Below are 13535 nucleotides of genomic sequence, written 5' to 3' on the forward strand. Positions count from 1 at the left end.
CCTCGGGAATGGTTGACGCACACTGGTGACGTCTCTTCTGCCGGGCAGTCTGGCTGCTTGGCAGGAGCCCGTGGATACCGGGATATCGAGGTCTCGTGAGTCAACCGTCACCCCCGCGACCGCACTTCGTGCGCCGCCTGCTGCATATCCTGGCCAAGCCGATGAAGCGAGACCGCGGCCGCGGCGGGGTGGTGGTACACCCATACCGCGGTTACGGCTCGCAGCGCGAGGCCTTTCTGATGGGACGGGTGTTTCGCCAGTCGGCACTCAGCCGGGTGATTCCCCACCACGGCATGCTGCGCGACCTGGCCGATATCGTGCGCCGCATCGAGCGCCGCGGCATGGCCGGCGCCGAGGTGGAGATCCGCCTGGGCGCCAATCATCAGACAGTGACCACCGACCGCGATGGTTACTTCGATGTCCATCTCCCACTCAAGACGCCACTGCCCCAAGGGCTTTCGTGGCATGTGGCCGACCTTGCGGTCAGCCACGCTGGGGAGCGGATTCACTGCCGCGCCGGCGTCTATGTGCCGCCGCCAGATACCGATCTGCTAGTGATAAGCGATATCGACGACACCGTGATGTACACCGGGGTGGCCGACAAGCTGCGCATGCTGCATCGACTATTCGTCCAGCAGGCAGAACGGCGCACCGCCTTTCCCGGCGTTGCCAGTCTCTATCAGGCGCTTCACCGCGGCGCCGAAGGCGACGCAAAGCGGCCGATCCTGTATGTCTCACGAGGGCCCTGGTGCATCTACGAGATGCTCGAGGCGTTTTTCCAGCTCAACCAGATTCCCGTGGGGCCTATCCTGTTTCTGCGCGAGTGGGGCATCAGCTGGCGGAGGCCCTGGCCACGCCGCGCCGAGGACCATAAGCACGATCTGATCACCCGCATGCTGGCACAGATGGACGATATGCCCTGTGTCTTGATCGGCGACAGTGGCCAACACGATCCCGAGGTCTATACCCGCATCGTCAAGGAACACCCGGGACGGGTGAAGGCGATCTATATTCGCCGGGTCGACCGCAAGCCCGACCGCGAGCGGGCCATTCAGCGGCTGCGCGACGAGATCGCCGACAGCGACTGCAGTCTGGTGCTGGCGGCGGACAGTGCTACCATCGCCGCCCACGCCTACCAGCACGGCCTGATCTCCCAGTCCGATCTGGTAATGGTGCGCGAGGCTTCCCAAGAAGCGGCGCTATGAGCGCAGCGCCAGCACCGGCGTGCTGAGGTGCTGGCTCTGCAGCAGTTCGAGTTGGGCGTTGAAGACGCGTTCGAGCTGCGCGGCGTGGAGCACCTCGCTGGGCGTGCCGCTGGCAATGCGCTGCCCCTGCTCCAGTAACCACACGCGGTGCGCAAAGCGCGCGGCCAGGTTGAGATCGTGGAGCACGCAGCAAATTGCCATCCGGCGGCTTTCAGCGAGACGTCTGAGCAAGCGCATCAGACGCTGCTGCTGGCCGATATCCAGCGCGCTGGTGGGCTCGTCGAGCAACAGTAGGCCGCCATCTTCTCCGTTCGCGTTGAGGCTGCCCAACTGGCAGAGCGCCCTGGCGATCATCGCACGCTGCCGCTCGCCGCCGGAAAGTGAGAGCACTCCCCGGTCGGCCAGCGGCAGCAGGTCGAGGGCGTCCAGTGCTCGATGCACGTCGCCCGCCTCGGCCTCGCTGCCCAGGGCGACCAGTTCCCTTAGCGGCCAGTCGAAGCCCAGTTCGAGCCGCTGGGCGACCAGTGCACGCCGTTTGGCCAGGCGCAGCGGCGTCCAGTCGCTGAGTGGCCGTTTGTCGAGGCGAACGCAGCCGGTCTCGGCGGGGCGAAACCCCGACAGCAATCCCAGCAGCGTACTCTTGCCGGCGCCGTTGGGGCCGACGATGGCCAGCAGTTCTCCGGCCTCGATGCGGTCATCGAGAGCGCTGATGGTCGGTACGCTGCGCAAGCCCGCAGCACACAGTTCCAGCATCGGTATTCCTTAGCGTCGTTTGAGTAATAGCCACAGGAAGTAGGGGCCGCCAAGCAGGCTGGTCAGCAAGCCGACCGGAATCTCCGCCGGGCTGGCCAGGCTACGTGCCAGGGCATCGGCGACGATCAGCAGCAGGGCGCCGCCCAGCATCGAGGCCGGCAGTAGCAGACGATGACCGGGCCCCAGCCACAGCCGCAGGCAGTGTGGCACCAGCAGTCCCAGGAAGCCGATGATGCCGGCCAGCGCCACGCAGAGCCCGACGCCGAGGGCCGTGGCCAGTACCACCCGGCGCTTGAGGCGCGGTGCATCGAGCCCGGCGGCGTGGGCAGTGAGTTCGCCGAGCTGCAGCAGGTCGAGATCCCGCGCACTGCGCAGCAGCCACACCAGCGCTGGGGGGATGCCGATCAGGGCGCCCAGCGCGGCGCTCCACAGCGCGTGGGAGAGGCTACCCATGCCCAACAGGCTGAGCTGACGCAGCTGCTCGTCGCTGGCGATGAAGGCCAGCACCCCGCCTACCGCGCCGGCCAGGGTGTTGATGGCGAGGCCTGCCAGCAGAAGGGTAAACAGCATGTTGTCGCCGCGCTGGCGCTCGCCGAGGGCGAACACCAGCACGCAAACGCCGAGGGCGCCGAGGAAACCGGCGACGAACTGGCCATAGAGCCCCCAGGGGCCGGCGGCGTCGAACAGCACGATCCAGATCGCCACGGCCAGGCCGGCACCGCTGGCCAGGCCCAGCAGCGTTGGATCGGCCAGGGGGTTACGGAACATGCCCTGCATGGCGGCGCCACTGCTGGCCAGCATGGCCCCGACCAGCGCGGCCAGCAGCAGCCTGGGCAGCCGCAGCTGCCACCAGATCTGCCACTCCAACGGGGTTGGCCAGTGGCCGATCAGCAGCCGAGGGGAGAGGCCGATCTGCCCACTCATGGCACTTACCAGTAGTACGACAGCGACGGCCAGACCCAGCAGGCTGAGGGTGCGCCTGGCTGTCGCTGGCCGTCCAGTACGGCGCGGGAAGGGGAGACGCAGGCTGTGACTCATGAGGCGTGGACTCCGCACAGTGCGTCATCAGCGGTGGCGTGCTGGGAGGCAAGGGCGCGATGCAGGGCCAGGATGGCTTCCGGCGTACGCGGTCCGAAGCCGAGTAGCGCCTGGTCGTCGCATACCACTAGCCGGCGTGAGCTGCCGGCCGGTGTCATGGCCATGCCGGGCAGGCGCCAGAGTGCTTCACTGCCGCCCAGTGCGTCGAGCCCCGTGCGGGTGACGATCACGCTGCTGGGCGCCTCGGCGATTAGGCCCTCGGCGCTGACCACTTTATAGCCGGGCATCGCGGCGAAGGCGTTGTCGATGCCGGCGGCACTCAGGGCGCTATCGGCGGCGGTACCATGGCCGGCGGCCATCGGTGAGGTGCCGGCGTGGCTAAGCAGAAACATTGCCGGCCCCTGGTCGAGCCGTGGCAGCGCCGCCACCTCCTCCACGCGCGCCCTGACCTGCTCGGCGAGCTCCGTGGCCTGCGTCTCACGGTCGAGCGCTTCGCCGACTTGCATTACCTTGTGAGGTATCTCCTCGAGGCGCGGTTCGGCGCTGATGGTGACCACCTCGACACCGCTGGCATCGAGCTGGCGCAGCGTTTCGCGTGGCCGAGCCTGGCCGCTGACCACCAGCCGCTCGGGGCGCAGCGACAATACCCCCTCGGCGGAGAGTTGGCGCAGGTAGCCCACCGATGGCAGCGATGCCAGCGACGGCGGATAGAGGCTGGTATCGTCGCGTCCGACCAGGCTTTGGTCGGCCTCCAGCACGGTGACGATCTCGGCGATGTCACCGCCGATCACCACCGTGCGCGGGCTTTGGGCCTGGGCGCCCAGCGACCAGCCGATCAGCAGCACCAGCAGGAAGGCTCTCATGCTGCCGCCTCCAGGCCGGCTTGTTGTGCCAGCAGGTCTCGCCATGCCTGTTGCTCTGCACTGCCTTCGCCGCGCTCGGCATACAGCTGTAACAGCAGCTCGCCATCGCAGGAGAACGCTTCCAGGCTGGTAACGCCTCCGTCGCGATTGGGCTTGTGCACCTGCCATACGCGTTCGATGCGGCCATCGTCGAGGTGCAGAGTGAAGTCGTCGCCAAACAGGTTTAGCCAGCCGCGCTGGCGGAGTGGCGCGGGGAGAACGCCGGTGCGGATCTGAACGGCGCCGGGGCTGGCAACGAACAGCATCAGCGGCAGCTGCTGTACGGCGGCATCGTTGAGTGTTCGCTCGACGCTATCGCACGCCAGGCGGCGGGTAAAACGTCCCTCCATCAGGGTATTGGCTTCATGGCGCTGGAGGCCGTGACGGCGTAGCAGCGCAAAGAACTGGTGTACGTCGCGCATCCGCGACCAGTCCTGCTCAAGACCTGGCGCTTGGGGGAGCGGTCGCGCCGCTGGCAGGGCCAGGCGGGTGAACACCGGCGCATGATGGTTGCCGCGGGCCGCCAGCCGCTGCCAGATGCGTGGCGGTGTTGCCTCCAGTGAGAAGGCCTTGTGCAACGCCTGGCCATGGCAGTCGAAGACCTGCAGGCTATGGCGCAGCGATATGCCACCGTTGGCATCGGGGAGCGGGTCGCGAATCAGGCATGCCCAGTGCCAGCGCTGAAGCTGCAGACGCAGGTCGAGGCCGCCCGGGTCCAACAGTAGGCCGGCACTGGAGAGCGGCGGGTAGTGCCCCTGCTGTTCGAGCACCGCGGCGCTGGAGCGGGTCAGCGCCTTGACGCGGCCGAGTCGGTATAGCTCGGCGGCGAGTTCCGCCGGTGCGAGGCCCAGGGTCGTTACATCGCGTCCCAGTCGCGCGGCCTGCAGCTCGCCCTCGCTGATTGACAAACGCTCGGCGATGCTGATTGCGGGTAGCCGTGGCGATGCCGCCCGGGCGGCATCGAAGGCCTCGAGAATAGCCTGCTGTTGGGCGTTCATGGGCATCTCCTGTGGGTCACCATTGCAGGTTCAGATTGGCGAGCAGGCTGCGGCCGTCGCCCAGGTTGCCGTCGGGGCGGTACCAGGTCTTGTCGGCGACGTTGCGCAGGCTCAGCGAGGTCGAGACGGCGGGCGAGACCTGCCAGGCCAGCTGCAGGTCGTGCAGGCCGTAGCCGGGCTGAGGCTCGTCGCCCTTGTCGTAGGCGCGGGCGAAACGGCCGCGCCAGCCCAGCGTGAGGTCGTGATCGACGAGGTAGTAGTCGAGGCCGGTCAGTGCCTCCAGTGGCGTGAGCGTGCCCAGTGCCTCACCGCTGTCGCGGTCGTGGCCGCTGACTTCCGAAAGGCCGACGAAGGCCTCGACGGGCAGATCGCCGGGGCGGTACTGCAGGCGCGCATCGAATCCCCACAGATGGGCGCGGTTGACGTTGGTGGCACGGGTCGTGCCGGCCATGATATCGACCTCGGTATCGATGAAGTCGTTGGCACGAGTATCGAAGTAGCTGGCGCGCAGCCCCCAGTCGCCAGCGCGCCAGGCGAAGCCGCTCTCCCAGGTCTTGCTGGTCTCCGGGCCGAGGTCGGGGTTGGGCACCCAGTAGTTGTCGGGGGCACAGAAGAAGGGACCGGCACAGAAACCGGCGAAATGTCGATCGTCGGCGTAGAGCTCGGAGAGCGTGGGGGCGCGGAAGGCTTCGGCGTAGCCGCTGTAGAACATCAGGCTGTCGCTGGGTGACCAGCTCAGGCGCAGGCGCGGCGAGAGTCGGCCCTCATCGCTGTCGCGCCCCTCGGCATCCTCGGCGCGATAGTGGTCGTAGCGGGCACCCAGGCCCAGCTCGAAACGCCCGACGCCGCCGTCGTCGAGATAACGGCCCACCGCCAGGCTGTCATCGACGTAGAGCGCCGCGGTATCGATATCGGCGCGGGGGAAACCACTCGCTTGCTTGCCGGGGCGCTGGGTGGCAGTGGTTGCTTCGGCGCCGAAGGCAAGGGTCTGGCTCAGCCAGCCGTGGTCGAGCCGGTGGTAGCCGTCGCTCTGCGCGCCCAGGCGCTGCTGGGTGCGCTCGGCTTCAGGTTCGTCGATATTTTGGCGGCTCAGGGTCAAGCGACTGTCGAGCTGGGTGGTCGGCGTCGGCGTCCAGCGATGGCCGAGCTGAAGGTTATCGCTGGTGGTGGTACGGTCGCGCAAGGTCCCATCAGTGGGTTCCAGCGTTTGCGGGTTGCCGGGCTGATGAGCATCCTCGCGGTAGTGCTGCCACTGGGTGAATAGCCGATGGTCGTCGGCGGGCTGCCAGCCACCCTTGGCCAGCAGGCTGTCGAGGCTGGCATCGTCGGGGGCGGTTTGGCCGCCGGCACGGCGGATATCCCCCGACTTGCTGCGGCCCACGGCCAGCAGGCCGTCGAGCTCGCCGTGGGCGGTGTCGGTCTTGCCAAACACGCTCAGGGTGGCGCCGATCTCGTCGCTGGCGGTGGCGCCGCGTAGCGAGAGTCGCCCGCCGCGGGTTTCTCCGGCGCGTAGCAGGTCATCGGCGTCGACCGTCTCGAGGCTGATCACGCCGCCCATGGCATTGCTGCCGTAGAGGCTGGAGAGCGCGCCGCGGGCGATCTGAACTTCCCGCAGCAGGGCGGGGTCGGCAAAGACATTGCCGAGGTGGCCGGTATCGATGTCTTGACGCACCCCGTCGAGGCGCACCAGTACGCCGTTGCGGTCGAAGCCGCGCATGCTGATGGTTTGGCCGTTGCGCCGCCCTTGGCCGGCTACGCTCAGGCCTGGCTGGCCGCCCAGCGCATCCTCCAGCCGCGAGGCGGTGGACAGGGTGGGATCGTGACGATCGAGGGTATCGATGATCAAAGGGGCGCGGAAACTGTCTATCGGGGTACGGGTACCGGTAACCACCAGAGGAGAGAGGTCGTCATGGGGGACGGTGGTGTCTGCACCGGCCATCGGGGGTAAACAGAGCAGTGCCAGGGCGCCGCTGCAGCTCAATGCTCGCTTCATGGTCCTGAGTTTCCCTTGCGTATGTCAGGAGAGGCGGCTGGCTGGGTGGCAAATGGCAACCTGGCTGGCGGATTGGATTGTAGGTGCGATTTACGAGGTCAGAATCAGCTTGTCGTTGCGGGTGATGCGGAGCTGATACTCCTTGCCGCGGTGCTCTATGATCAGCAGGCCTCGTTCACCAAGCAGTTGCTGACTGGATACGCGGCCACTGCTCTGAGGACGGGTAGAAGGAGCATCCGCAGACGGTGTACGGGGGGAGGTCATGACTCACCTTTGAGATACGGGATATGCGGAATGTTATTAAACGCGAATAATTGTTGTTTGTTTTTGTGCCGGCGTCAAGCGCCAAGCCCCGAGCAATGCGTTCCAGTCGAGGTATAGAGATGGTGATAATCGCTCTGGTAGTACTGGCGGCCCTCTTCCTGCTACCCAATGTCTGGGCCCAGTGGGTGTTGAAACGGCACGCGCGGCCGCGCAGCGACTATCCGGGCAGCGGCGGGGAGCTGGCGCGGCACTTGATCGAGCGGCTGGGTATCGAGGGGGTCGAGGTGGAGGTGACCGAGCATGGTGACCACTATGATCCCACCGCACGCAAGGTGCGGCTGTCACCGGACCATTTCGATGGCCGCTCGCTGACTGCGGTGACGGTGGCCGCCCACGAGGTGGGGCACGCCATCCAGCACGCCCGCGGCTATGCGCCGCTATTGGCGCGTACCCGGTTGGTGGGGGTGGCACAGCACGCCGAGAAGGTGGGGGCGGTGTTGATGATGGCCGCACCCTTTCTGTTCATCCTCACCCGTCTTCCCGGCGGCATGCTGATCGTGGTGCTGGCGGCACTGATCAGCTTCGGCACCGCGGCACTGGTGCACCTGATTACCCTGCCGGTGGAGTTCGATGCCAGCTTCCAGCGCGCGCTGCCGCTGCTCAAGCAGTACATCCCGCCCTACGACATGGCCGGCGCTCGGCATGTGCTGACCGCCTGCGCCTTTACCTATGTGGCGGCCTCCCTGGCCAGCATGCTCAATCTGGGTCGTTGGCTGGTGATCCTGCGGCGCTGAGTCGTTTTCCACCTCTCGCGACTCCTTTAGATATCCACCCCATCGGCAAGGAAGGCCGTTCGATGGGGTGATGGCCGCATATTGCGTAAATAAGGATTTGGGATTATATTGCGCTCTCACGCAAATGCGTATCAGTCTCTTTTGTCTTGTGGGCTCGCCTAGCGTGTGTGCGCCTGGCGGAGATAACTGGACGCTGAGGTTCTGTGCAATCCGATTCCTGGCAGCTGCATGGCCAGATACCTCAACGACAGAAAGATGGATGTTGGATGAAACGTCTTCTTGCACTCACGGGACTTGGCATGGCGCTGGGTCTGGCTACGACCCCCGCCGTGGCAGGCACCACCCAATACCCGCTGACGCTGAATAACTGTGGCGCAGAGGTGACCTTCGACAAGGCCCCCGAACGGGCTGTGGGCCTGGGGCAGGCCAGTGCCGAGATCATGCTGCTGCTCGGCCTCGAAGAGAGGATGGCGGGCACCGCCTTCTGGCCGAACCAAGTCTTGCCGCAGCTGGCCGAGGCCAATGCCAAGGTGGAGGTATTGACGGTCGAGTTTCCTACCTTCGAGTCCATTCTGGCGAAGGATCCGGATCTCGTGACGGCGGCCCTGCCTAGCCTGATAGGCCCCTCCAGCAGAGTGGCGACGCGGGAGGACTTCGACAGCGTGGGGGTGGCGACCTACCTGTCCCCCAACACCTGCGTTGCGGAGGACGCGGCCAAGGACAAGTTCGGTTACGGCAGTCGCGACCAGCTCTGGAGCATGGACGGCCTGTATCAGGAGATCGATGAGATTGCCCAGATCTTCGACGTCAACGACCGGGGCCAGGCACTGATCGAGGATCTGGAGCAGCGTGAAGCCGCCCTGCGGGCAGCGACGCCCGAAGGTGGCGAGCCGCTCTCCTTCGTGTTCTGGTTCTCCAGTCCGTCGCCGTCTGCGGACGCTTATCTTGGAGGCAAGAACGGTGCATCCGGCTTTATCGCCGACGTGTTGGGCGGCACCAATGCCATTGCCTCCGACGCGGAGTGGCCAGCCCTAGGGTGGGAAAGCATCATTGCAGCCGATCCGGACGTCATCGTGGTGGCCCGCGTCGACCGTAATCGCTGGGAGTTGGACAAGTCAGACGCCAAGATCGAGTTTCTCAACTCGGATCCGGCGACCCGCGAGATGAGGGCGGTCAAGAACGGGGCGATCGTGGTCATGGACGGCCATGCCATGGATCCTACGGTCAGGACGATCTTCGGCGCTGAACAGGTGGCCGAGCAGTTGCAGGCGCTCGGTCTGAGATGAGCACCACAGTCAGTGTCAGTCAGCCGGCTGAGCGCCTGCCACGCCTGGTGTGGGGGGCAGGACTGCTGCTCGGCTCATTGCTGGCGATCGGTCTGGTGGTGGGCATCAGCGTTGGGATCGGCGATATGCCGATTCCGCTCTCCACGACCTATGCGGTGATCACCAACAAGCTTGGCTGGACGTCGTTCGAACTCAACCGGATCCACGCAGCCATCGTCTGGGATTATCGCTTGAGCCGGTCGCTGGTGGCTGCCTTCTGCGGTGCTGGACTGGCACTGGCTGGCGCCATCATGCAATCGATGCTGCGTAATCCGCTGGCAGAGCCCTATGTGCTGGGCATCTCCGCTGGGGCATCGACCGGGGCCGTACTGATTGTCATGTTGGGGCTGGGCGCTGGCGCGGTGTCGCTGTCAATGGGCGCCTTTGTGGGAGCCTTCGCCGCCTTCCTGTTCGTGGCGCTGCTGTCGAATGGTGCGCGGGGAGGGGCCGACCGCACGATATTGGCCGGTGTCGCGGCGTCGCAGCTGTTCAACGCCGCGACCTCCTATATCGTCACCACTGCTGGCAATGCGCAGCAGGCGCGCGATGTGATGTTCTGGCTGCTCGGCAGTTTCGGTGGCGTGCGTTGGCCAGATCTTTTCCTGGTGTCGGTCGTGGTCGGGTTGGGGCTGGTGGCGTGCCTGTGCTATGCGCGGGTGCTGGACGCCTTCGCCTTCGGCGATGAGGCCGCCGCCTCGTTGGGGGTCAATGTCGCGCAAACGCGGATCGTTCTGTTTGCCCTCACCGCCGTGATGACCGCGACCATCGTCAGCATGGTGGGCACGATCGGCTTCGTGGGCCTCGTTGTCCCCCATGCTGCTCGCTTCGTGGTGGGCCCACGCCATGCAAGACTGCTGCCCGCCTGCGCCATCGTGGGGGCGATTTTCATGGTGGTAGCAGATATTGCCTCTCGCGTGCTGATCCCTCAGCAATCCCTGCCTATTGGCGTCGTGACGGCGCTGGTGGGCGTGCCGTTCTTCGCTGTCATTCTTTACCGGTTGCAGCGCGCATCATGAGTATCAAGGCCGACAATCTGGTCTGGAAAATCGGCACCAAGAGGGTGATCGATGGGGTCTCTTTCGAGGCCGAGCCGGGTAAGCTGCTCGGCTTGCTGGGGCCCAATGGTTCCGGCAAGACCTCCCTGCTACGGCTGCTGGCCGGGCTGAAGCGCCCGCATGCCGGACGTGTCATGCTGGATGGACAGGATATCTCGAGCTTTCGCCGTCGGGCCATCGCCCAGCGAGTCGCCTTCATCGAGCAGCATGCCACGACCAATGCCAACCTCAAGGTGATCGACGTGGTCAAGCTGGGGCGCTTCCCGCACCGCACGATGCTTTCGGGGTGGACCCGTGAAGACGACAGGGCGGTCAACGAGGCGCTCGAGCGCACCGGCATGAGCGGGAAACGCGACGATGCCTGGCAGAGTTTGTCTGGTGGCGAGAAGCAGCGTACCCATGTGGCGCGGGCGCTGGCCCAATCCCCCAGCGAGCTGATCCTCGATGAGCCGACCAACCATCTCGACGTGCAGCACCAGATCAGCCTACTGCGGTTGATTTCCAGCCTGCCGATCACCAGCATCATTGCCCTCCATGACCTCAATCACGCCGCCATGTACTGTGACCGCCTGATCGTCATGCAGGCGGGGTGGATCGTTGCCTCAGGCACTCCTCAGGACGTATTGACCCAGCGCCTGCTGCGCGAGGTCTTCTCCGTCGATGCTCACATCGAAACCTCGCCGCATCATGCACGGCCACATATTCATTTTCAGCGCTAGGGCGTCGCTAAGTGAGTTAGCCCGCGGCGACATGCCTAGCTCGGCCGGTTGGCGATGACTACCGCGCGCCGCGGCGCAGGATAGCCCTCACGGGTGCGGGTCTGGTCGTCAGGGTCGAGGAAGTCGGCCAGCGACTGGAAGGTCATCCACTCGGTCGAGCGCTGCTCGTCGAGCGACGTGACGGCTTCGTCGACGACTCGAACGTTGCTGAAGCCGCAGCGCTCGAGCCACTGGCAGAGTGCGGCGGAGGAGGGCAAAAAATAGACGTTGGGCATAGCGGCGTAGCGCTCACCGGGCAGCAGCACGGTGGTGGCGTCGCCTTCCACCACCAGGGTCTCCAGCACCAGCTCGCCGCCGGGGCGCAGGGTGTCCTTCAGTTGCAGTAGATGTTCCAGCGGTGAGGGGCGGTGGTAGAGCACGCCCATGGAGAACAGCGTATCGAAGTACGCCAGCCGTTCGGGCACGTCTTCGATACCCACCGGCAGGAAATGGGTGCGTCCGCCGTCGGCGTCGCCGATGAAGTGGCGCAGGGCCTGAAACTGGTAGTAGAAGCGCGGCGAAGGATCGATCACCAGTACGAAGGCGGCGCCGGCGCCGGCCATGCGCCAGGCGTGATAGCCGTTGCCGCCGCCAACGTCGAGCACGCGCCTGCCGCGTAGCTCGGCGAGGTGCGGAGCGAGGCGCTGCCACTTCCAGTCCGAGCGCCATTCGGTATCGATGTGAATGCCGCCCAGCCGATAGGGCCCCTTACGCCACGGCATCAGCTTGCGCAGCAGGTTCTCGCACTGGCGGCGCTGGCTATCGCTGAGAGCGAGCTCGACGCTGACGGTATCGGCATCCAACGTCACCTCGCGTACCTCGGGCAGCACCGGCAACTTAGCCACCGCCTTTTCCCAGGCCGGCAGGTCGCCGTAGCGCTGGCGATCTAGGCCGCGTGCCAGCTGCTCGGGCAGGCGCGCCAGCCAGGTGTCCAGGCCCTGGTCGATGAAGGCGTGGTAGAGCTCTCGGTGGGGGTGGGGCATGCGTCTCTCGCTGTCTTATGCGTTACTAGAAGGTGCACCAGCCACTTGCTTCCATCAGTCGATACTGCCAATAGCGGCGACGCGAGGGGTCGAGGTACACCGCGTGGCCGACGCTGTAGTGTTCGGCGTCGGTGTTGTGCCAGTGGCGCTCGAAGGCCGCGCGGGCCGCGGTGATTACCGGTTCATCGGCATCGGCGACCCACTCGAGGTTGGCCTCGAAGTTGAGGTCGTCGAGGCTACGCCGGGTATAGTTGGCCGAGCCAAGCAGCAGGCGAGTGGGGCGCTGACCGCCGTGGCGCAGCAGCAGTTTACTATGCGCCTGTTCGCCGTGGGTGTCGCTCCAGCGCAGTTGGATACCGGCGGCAAGCAGGTCGTTGGCCGCCTGGCGGTTGGGAATACCGCTGCCGGAGACACCGAAGGCGTGATGGTTGGGATCGAGCAGCACGCGCACCTCGACTCCTTGCGCCACGGCCCTGGCCAGTGCCGCGATTACGCCGCGGTGGGATAGGTAGAGCACTTCGATATCGAGGCGCTCGCCGGCGCGGGCGTCACTGATGATCGCCAGCAGGGCACGCTTGATGGCGCCCTCGCTGAGCAGTCGCAGCCGCGGTGTGTGGCGGGGGCTCGCATCGCTGCCTGTGGCCGATGGCTGGGGGTGGTCGATGGTGACGCCGCTGCGGGCAGCGATCTCCCGCTCGGAGGCGAGCAGATCGAGGGCGATATCGCCTGAGACGCGCAGCGCCATGTCGCGGTAGTCGCTGCTGCCGTCGTCGGCGTTGGCTGAGCTGACCATGGCGGTCCAGCGCTCGCCCTCATCGACCACCAGGGTCTTGCGGTGGTTGGCGTTGAGGTTGAGCAGCGTGAGATAGCTGCGTAGCGTGACCTTGCCGGGGCCCAGCGGGTTGGGCAGCCAGCCGCCGCGAGGCGAGTTGCCCAGCCAGCGCAAGCACAGCCGCCAAAATGCGGTCCAGCTTGGGTTGGGATCGCGGCCCATGGTCAGGTCGGTCGTCGCCACGCGGATGCCGGCCGCTTCGAGCTGGCGGTGGTGACTCAGCTCGCGCCCGCCGTAGACGCTGTTGATGGGGTCGGTGATGATCACCATCTCGACCTCGGGACGCTGACGCTTGCGGGCCAGCAGGGCGTCGCGCAGCGCCACCGATATCTGGCGATGGCAGTCGTGGCGGCCATCGGCCGGGTCGTTGAACTGGAAGATATCCAGTACCACCAGCCGCTCGGCCTGGCCGATCAGGCGAAACATCTCGTCGAAGATCTGCTGGCGGCAGTGCCGCTTGCCGTGGGCATCGACAAAGGTCTCGTCGAGCAGTAGCCGTGGCGCGATCGGCTCGCGCCACGACCCCTCGACGCCGAGGCCGGGGGGCAGCGGCTTGCGCGTGTGCCACCAGGCAGTGGCCAGATAGAGCGTGAGTACCGCCGCGCCCAGCCAGGCCCAGGCGCTCATGGCATCCC

General features: G+C 66.0%; 13 protein-coding genes. 5 read left to right on the plus strand and 8 right to left on the minus strand.

Going from position 1 to position 13535, the window contains the following annotated elements; all coding sequences use genetic code 11:
- Positions 1-161: 161 nt before the first annotated feature.
- Positions 162-1205 carry an App1 family protein gene (locus tag BLT16_RS03435; RefSeq protein ID WP_089657284.1) on the plus strand — a complete coding sequence of 348 codons (1044 nt, stop codon included), beginning with the start codon at positions 162-164 and terminating at the stop codon, positions 1203-1205.
- Here the strand turns inward: BLT16_RS03435 and BLT16_RS03440 are convergent.
- From BLT16_RS03440 to hemP, 6 genes are all read right to left on the minus strand, one after another.
- Positions 1200-1958 (minus strand): ATP-binding cassette domain-containing protein, encoded by a 759-nt coding sequence (locus BLT16_RS03440; protein WP_089657125.1) that lies wholly within the window; start codon positions 1956-1958, stop codon positions 1200-1202. The two genes, BLT16_RS03435 and BLT16_RS03440, sit on opposite strands and share 6 nt — an antisense overlap.
- A 9-nt stretch (positions 1959-1967) precedes the next feature.
- Positions 1968-2996, minus strand: a complete 1029-nt coding sequence (locus BLT16_RS03445; RefSeq protein ID WP_089657126.1) for a FecCD family ABC transporter permease — start codon at positions 2994-2996, stop codon at positions 1968-1970.
- A complete protein-coding gene (locus tag BLT16_RS03450; protein WP_089657127.1) occupies positions 2993-3859 on the minus strand; it encodes a heme/hemin ABC transporter substrate-binding protein in 867 nt (288 codons plus the stop codon). Before BLT16_RS03450 ends, BLT16_RS03445 begins: the two co-directional genes overlap by 4 nt.
- Positions 3856-4896: a ChuX/HutX family heme-like substrate-binding protein gene (locus BLT16_RS03455; RefSeq protein WP_089657128.1), complete on the minus strand. Its 1041-nt coding sequence runs from the start codon at positions 4894-4896 to the stop codon at positions 3856-3858. Before BLT16_RS03455 ends, BLT16_RS03450 begins: the two co-directional genes overlap by 4 nt.
- A 16-nt stretch (positions 4897-4912) precedes the next feature.
- Positions 4913-6889, minus strand: coding sequence for a TonB-dependent receptor domain-containing protein (locus tag BLT16_RS03460; protein ID WP_089657129.1), 1977 nt, complete (start codon positions 6887-6889; stop codon positions 4913-4915).
- Positions 6890-6979: 90 nt separating this feature from the next.
- Positions 6980-7153 (minus strand): hemin uptake protein HemP, encoded by a 174-nt coding sequence (gene hemP, locus BLT16_RS03465; RefSeq protein WP_089657130.1) that lies wholly within the window; start codon positions 7151-7153, stop codon positions 6980-6982.
- 119 nt (positions 7154-7272) lie between these two features.
- Here hemP and BLT16_RS03470 point away from each other — a divergent pair, with 119 nt between their 5' ends.
- From BLT16_RS03470 to BLT16_RS03485, 4 genes are all read left to right on the plus strand, one after another.
- Positions 7273-7947, plus strand: a complete 675-nt coding sequence (locus BLT16_RS03470; protein ID WP_089657131.1) for a zinc metallopeptidase — start codon at positions 7273-7275, stop codon at positions 7945-7947.
- 266 nt (positions 7948-8213) lie between these two features.
- Positions 8214-9233: an ABC transporter substrate-binding protein gene (locus tag BLT16_RS03475; RefSeq protein WP_089657132.1), complete on the plus strand. Its 1020-nt coding sequence runs from the start codon at positions 8214-8216 to the stop codon at positions 9231-9233.
- A 77-nt stretch (positions 9234-9310) separates the two neighbouring features.
- Positions 9311-10288 (plus strand): FecCD family ABC transporter permease, encoded by a 978-nt coding sequence (locus tag BLT16_RS03480; RefSeq protein WP_245701424.1) that lies wholly within the window; start codon positions 9311-9313, stop codon positions 10286-10288.
- Positions 10285-11046 (plus strand): ABC transporter ATP-binding protein, encoded by a 762-nt coding sequence (locus BLT16_RS03485; protein WP_089657134.1) that lies wholly within the window; start codon positions 10285-10287, stop codon positions 11044-11046. Before BLT16_RS03480 ends, BLT16_RS03485 begins: the two co-directional genes overlap by 4 nt.
- Before the next feature lie 35 nt (positions 11047-11081).
- On the opposite strand, the gene cmoB is transcribed toward BLT16_RS03485, so the two are convergent.
- Positions 11082-12068: a tRNA 5-methoxyuridine(34)/uridine 5-oxyacetic acid(34) synthase CmoB gene (cmoB, locus tag BLT16_RS03490; protein ID WP_089657135.1), complete on the minus strand. Its 987-nt coding sequence runs from the start codon at positions 12066-12068 to the stop codon at positions 11082-11084.
- A 25-nt stretch (positions 12069-12093) separates the two neighbouring features.
- Complete coding sequence (locus tag BLT16_RS03495; protein WP_089657136.1) at positions 12094-13527, minus strand: phospholipase D-like domain-containing protein; 1434 nt, start codon at positions 13525-13527, stop codon at positions 12094-12096.
- Positions 13528-13535: the final 8 nt, after the last annotated feature.

The organism is Franzmannia pantelleriensis, from assembly GCF_900102875.1.
Classification (GTDB): Bacteria; Pseudomonadota; Gammaproteobacteria; order Pseudomonadales; family Halomonadaceae; genus Franzmannia; species Franzmannia pantelleriensis.

Excerpts from the sequence above, each read along its gene's own strand:
- BLT16_RS03435 (WP_089657284.1), top strand. The coding sequence starts at position 162 with ATGAAGCGAGACCGCGGCCGCGGCGGGGTGGTGGTACACCCATACCGC.
- BLT16_RS03440 (WP_089657125.1), bottom strand. The coding sequence starts at position 1,958 with ATGCTGGAACTGTGTGCTGCGGGCTTGCGCAGCGTACCGACCATCAGC.
- BLT16_RS03445 (WP_089657126.1), bottom strand. The coding sequence starts at position 2,996 with ATGAGTCACAGCCTGCGTCTCCCCTTCCCGCGCCGTACTGGACGGCCA.
- BLT16_RS03450 (WP_089657127.1), bottom strand. The coding sequence starts at position 3,859 with ATGAGAGCCTTCCTGCTGGTGCTGCTGATCGGCTGGTCGCTGGGCGCC.
- BLT16_RS03455 (WP_089657128.1), bottom strand. The coding sequence starts at position 4,896 with ATGAACGCCCAACAGCAGGCTATTCTCGAGGCCTTCGATGCCGCCCGG.
- BLT16_RS03460 (WP_089657129.1), bottom strand. The coding sequence starts at position 6,889 with ATGAAGCGAGCATTGAGCTGCAGCGGCGCCCTGGCACTGCTCTGTTTA.
- hemP (WP_089657130.1), bottom strand. The coding sequence starts at position 7,153 with ATGACCTCCCCCCGTACACCGTCTGCGGATGCTCCTTCTACCCGTCCT.
- BLT16_RS03470 (WP_089657131.1), top strand. The coding sequence starts at position 7,273 with ATGGTGATAATCGCTCTGGTAGTACTGGCGGCCCTCTTCCTGCTACCC.
- BLT16_RS03475 (WP_089657132.1), top strand. The coding sequence starts at position 8,214 with ATGAAACGTCTTCTTGCACTCACGGGACTTGGCATGGCGCTGGGTCTG.
- BLT16_RS03485 (WP_089657134.1), top strand. The coding sequence starts at position 10,285 with ATGAGTATCAAGGCCGACAATCTGGTCTGGAAAATCGGCACCAAGAGG.
- cmoB (WP_089657135.1), bottom strand. The coding sequence starts at position 12,068 with ATGCCCCACCCCCACCGAGAGCTCTACCACGCCTTCATCGACCAGGGC.
- BLT16_RS03495 (WP_089657136.1), bottom strand. The coding sequence starts at position 13,527 with ATGAGCGCCTGGGCCTGGCTGGGCGCGGCGGTACTCACGCTCTATCTG.